Raw genomic sequence first — 4,253 nt, 5'->3', positions numbered from 1 at the left:
GACGGGGCCGGGGGCGTCGGGTTCTGCCAGGAAGCGCCGCAGGGAAAGGCCCGGAGGAGCATGGCGCGGGGGGAGGCCAGGCAGCCCGGCGGGCGTGGCCGCGCGGGCTGCCGCGCAGGGTCGGTGCTTTTCTCCTTTTCCGCAGGCCCGGCGGGGGTAGCCGGGCGGGCTGCCGGGGCGGGGCGGCTTGGCGGCCCTCGCCGCTTTGCGCCGCCCGCGGCGGGGCCCGCTAGCGCTCGCCGCCCAGGCTGCGCAGGGCGGCAAGCACGCGGGCTGCCCGGGCCTTGCCCAGGCCGGGGATCTGGCGCAGGGCGTCCAGGTCGGCGGCGCGCATGGCCTCCAGGGAACCGAAGGCGTCCCAGAGCTGGCGGGCGGTCTTGGGGCCGATGCCGCCCAGGCTTTGCAGCTCGCTGTCCAGCAGGTTCCGGCTGCGGCTGCGCCGCTGGCGGCCGATGACGAAACGGTGGGCCTCGTCGCGCACGCGCTGGAGCAGGAGCAGCTCCGGGCTGCCGGGACGCAGGGGCAGCGGATTGCTGCGCCCCGGCAGGAAGATGCGGTCGTCCAGGGCTCCGGCGCGGCGGTCGGGCCCCGAGCCCGGGGCGCCGGTGGCCTTGGCGATGCCCGCCACGGGAAAGACCGCGCCCCCGCCCTCGGACCGGGCCGCCTCCAGGGCGGCGACCACGGCCGCCACCTGCCCCCGCCCGCCGTCGACCAGCAGGAGGTCGGGCCAGGGCGGCCCGGCCTGGACGCGCCGCCCGGCCCAGGCCGCCAGCGCGGCGTAGTCGTCGCCGCTGCCCTCCAGCTCCTCGAAGGTGTAGGTACGGTACTCGTCCTTGCGCGGGGCGCCGTTCTCGAACACCACCAGCCCCGCGCGCATGCCCCGCCCCCCCAGGTGCGACACGTCCACACACTCCACGCGCGCGGGCGGCCCGGGCAGGCGCAGGGCCCGGGCCAGCCGCGCGGGGGCGTCCTCTCCGGCGGGGGTTTCGCCGCGAGCCCGGGCGGCGTTGGCCCGCGCGATCTCCAGAAGCTGCTTCTCCGGGCCGCTGGAGGCCGCCGCCAGCCGCACGGGACCGCCCCGGCGCTCGGCCAGGGCCTCGGCCAGGGCCTCGGCGTCCTCGGGCGCCCAGGGCAGCAGGATGCGCTCGGGAATGAAGCGCGTGGCCCAGTAGAACTGGGTCAGAAAACCGGCCACGGCCTCGGGGGCGTCGTCCAGCCCCAGCCCGGGCCAGTGGAAGGTCCGGCTGTCCAGCAGGCGCCCCTGGCGCACGAAAAGCACGGCCAACCCCAGGCCATCGGCGGCCTCGGCCACGGCCAGGGCGTCCAGCTCCACCCCCTCGCGCAGCACCACGGCCTGGCGTTCCACCGTGGCCTCCACGGCGCGGATCTGGTCGCGCAGGGCCGCGGCGCTTTCGTATTCCTGGCGCGCCGAATGGGCCAGCATCTCCTTGCGCAGCCCGGCCAGAAGCTCCCCCGCCCGCCCGGCCAGGATCATCTCCACCCGGCGGACCACCGCGGCGTATTCCCCGGGCGGCACGTCCAGCACGCACGGCGCCAGGCACTGGTTCATATGATGATACAGGCACGGCCGCACGCGGTTGGCGAAGGCGCGGTCGGAGCACTTGCGCAGCGGGAAAACCTTGTGCAGCAGCTTCCAGGCCTGGCGCGCGTCCACTGCCGAGGTGAAGGGCCCGTAGTAGGCGCTGCCGTCGCGCACGACCTTGCGGGTCATCGTCAGCCGGGGGTAGGCCTCGGCGCGGGTGAGGCGGAAAAGCACATAGGACTTGTCGTCGCGCAGCACGATATTGTAGCGCGGGCGGTGCTTCTTGATCAGGCTGGCCTCCAGGAGCAGGGCCTCCTTCTCGGTGGCCGTGGAGATGGTCTCCACGGCGGCGATGCGCGCGACCATGAGCCGCGTCTTGGGCGTGTGGCGCTCCTGGCCGCGAAAATACGAGGCCAGGCGGCGCGCCAGGCTCTTGGCCTTGCCCACATAGATGATACGCCCGCGCGCGTCCTTCATCAGGTAGACCCCCGGGCCCCGGGGATGCTCGGCGGAGGTGAAGCTATAGCCTGCGGCGGTGTCGGGCTGGTCGTTCATGGGTGGGGATGATGCGCCAAAGGCGGCCTGCGGTCAAAGCCCGGCCCGGGGGCGAAACGACGACCGATTTTTCCAGAAAGAGGCTTGCCATTCCGGGCAACCCTGGTTATACAAAAATATAACTTAAGGAGAATGACCATGTACACAGCCAACTTGAGAAAAGTCGGCGGCTCGGTGATGTTGGCCGTACCGCCAACCATTCTGGAAATGCTGCAAATCAAATCGGGCTCGGCGGTGCATATGGCTGTGGAATCCGGGCGGTTGATCATCGAGCCGGGCGCCAGAAAGAAGTACACCCTGCAGGAACTACTGGCCCACTGCGATGCCTCTGCGCCGGTTTGCGCCGAAGACGGGACATGGACGGCTTCACCGGCCACCGGCAAGGAACTGCTCTGATGCGGCGCGGCGACATCTATCTGGTGGCCCTTGACCCGACCGAAGGGCATGAGCAGCAGGGAACACGCCCGGTTTTGGTTGTTTCCCCCAGCGAGTTCAACAAGGTGACCCAGGTTCCCGTGGTGGTACCGATTACCAACGGCGGCAACTTTGCCCGCACCGCCGGTTTTGCGGTATCCTTGAGCGGATGTGGCACACGCACAACCGGGGTGGTGCGCTGCGATCAGCCGCGCGCCCTGGATTTGCGGGCGCGGTCCGGCAGGCGCCTGGAAAAGGTGCCGCCCGCCGTCATGGATGACGTCCTCGCCAGGCTGGCGACCATTTTCAGTTAGCTGCCTGCTCAAGGAATCCAAAAGCATAGCTCGCTCCAAAACAAACGGCGGCGAGAGTGCGAAAACAAACAAAAACAGCGTATTAAGAAGTAAGTGCTCCTGATTCTTCGCTGACGCGGCAGGTCGCCGTCTTGAGGCGGCCTGCCAGATTTCGTTTCTCATGGCGCCGGAGCCCGCGGGTTCGTCGCGTACCCAGAGGGCAAAACGTGACACCCCGACCCGAGGCGCCCCCCGGGTTGAGATTTTTTTTAGAATTCCTCACGACTCCACGATCGGGCGGCCGCATAATTTTCAGCAAACAAAACAGCCTGTTACAAGCCAAAAGAGCACTCATCCCGGGCGGTACAACTTTTTGGACGGTAAAAATTTTTTTACATTCGTCAAAAAAACGCCGAGTTTCCCCTTGCCTCCCGGGCCCGAAGGCGATAGTCACGATCCTGAGCCTGCGCAAGCGGCTCGGCGTCTGGCAGTGGTCATCCAACCCAAACGAAGGAAGGAAAGGACAATGAAACGCATTCTTACCCTGGCTCTGGTGGCCTGCTTCGTGCTGTCCGCCGGCCTCGTCTCCGCTAAGGAGATGCAGTTCACCGGGCAGTTCGAGCACGCCCTCGAGTGGACCGACAACGTTGGTCTCCAGGATTTCGCCAAGACCAACAACTCCGAAGATGATTTCTACGCCACCCAGCGCATCCGCATGTACTTCCAGTATGTGGACAGCGAAGTTCTTCGCGGCGTGGTCGGCTTCGAAATCGACACCAACTGGGGCGCCCCGGCGGCTACGGGCACCAAGGGCACCGGCGGTGGCGCTCTGGGCACCGATGGCACCACCGTCGAAGTGAAGCACGCCTACACCGACTTCAACGTCGGCGGCGTGGCCTTCCGCGTCGGCCTCCAGGGCCTGGCTTGGCCCTCCGCCGTTGCGGGCAGCCCGATCTACGACAACGACGTTGCCGGTATCGTGGCTTCCTACCAGTTCAACGACAACTTCGGCCTGACCGCTGGCTGGGCCCGCCTGTGGGACAACAACATTGGCGGCGATGGCGCCAACGGCCTGGACGACGAAGTTGATGCCTTCACCGTTATCGCGCCTATCACCATGGACGGCTGGTCCCTCACCCCCTATGTGATTTACGCGAAGCACGGCAAGGATGCCGCTGGTGCTGGCACCACGGCCGCTCTGAGCTCGCTGCGGGCCTCCAACGCCTCCGCTCTGACCGACGACCTGGACATCTGGTGGGGCGGCGGCGCCTTCGAGCTGAGCATGTTCGATCCCTTCGTCTTCGGCGCCGACCTGATCTACGGCTCCGTGGACGGCGACAAGGCCAACCAGAACGACATGGCCGGCTGGTTCTTCGCCGCCATCGCCACCTACAAGATGGACATGGTGACCCCGTCCCTGGCCCTCATGTACGGCACCGGTGAAGACG

At 67.7% G+C, this 4,253-nt stretch carries 4 protein-coding genes; 3 read left to right on the top strand and 1 reads right to left on the bottom strand.

Translation table 11 applies throughout. The features are described from left to right. Window positions 1-229: 229 nt before the first annotated feature. Window positions 230-2,098 (bottom strand): excinuclease ABC subunit UvrC, encoded by a 1,869-nt coding sequence (uvrC, locus tag M0P34_RS14010; protein WP_291500207.1) that lies wholly within the window; start codon window positions 2,096-2,098, stop codon window positions 230-232. Window positions 2,099-2,230: 132 nt separating this feature from the next. On the opposite strand from uvrC, the gene M0P34_RS14005 reads away from it, so the two are divergent. The 3 genes from M0P34_RS14005 to M0P34_RS13995 all read left to right on the top strand — a co-directional run. Continuing rightward, window positions 2,231-2,494 carry an antitoxin gene (locus tag M0P34_RS14005; protein WP_291500205.1) on the top strand — a complete coding sequence of 88 codons (264 nt, stop codon included), beginning with the start codon at window positions 2,231-2,233 and terminating at the stop codon, window positions 2,492-2,494. Then, window positions 2,455-2,826 (top strand): type II toxin-antitoxin system PemK/MazF family toxin, encoded by a 372-nt coding sequence (locus M0P34_RS14000; protein WP_291500203.1) that lies wholly within the window; start codon window positions 2,455-2,457, stop codon window positions 2,824-2,826. Before M0P34_RS14005 ends, M0P34_RS14000 begins: the two co-directional genes overlap by 40 nt. A 505-nt stretch (window positions 2,827-3,331) precedes the next feature. Further along, a partial coding sequence (locus tag M0P34_RS13995; RefSeq protein ID WP_291500201.1) for an outer membrane homotrimeric porin occupies window positions 3,332-4,253 on the top strand: 922 nt, incomplete at its 3' end.

The sequence above is a fragment of the Desulfocurvus sp. genome (genome assembly GCF_023230885.1).
In the GTDB taxonomy this organism is placed as follows: Bacteria; Desulfobacterota; Desulfovibrionia; order Desulfovibrionales; family Desulfovibrionaceae; genus Desulfocurvus.
This window is presented reverse-complemented; position numbering and strand designations above follow the sequence as displayed.

Excerpts from the sequence above, each read along its gene's own strand:
- uvrC (WP_291500207.1), bottom strand. The coding sequence starts at position 2,098 with ATGAACGACCAGCCCGACACCGCCGCAGGCTATAGCTTCACCTCCGCC.
- M0P34_RS14005 (WP_291500205.1), top strand. The coding sequence starts at position 2,231 with ATGACCATGTACACAGCCAACTTGAGAAAAGTCGGCGGCTCGGTGATG.
- M0P34_RS14000 (WP_291500203.1), top strand. The coding sequence starts at position 2,455 with ATGGACGGCTTCACCGGCCACCGGCAAGGAACTGCTCTGATGCGGCGC.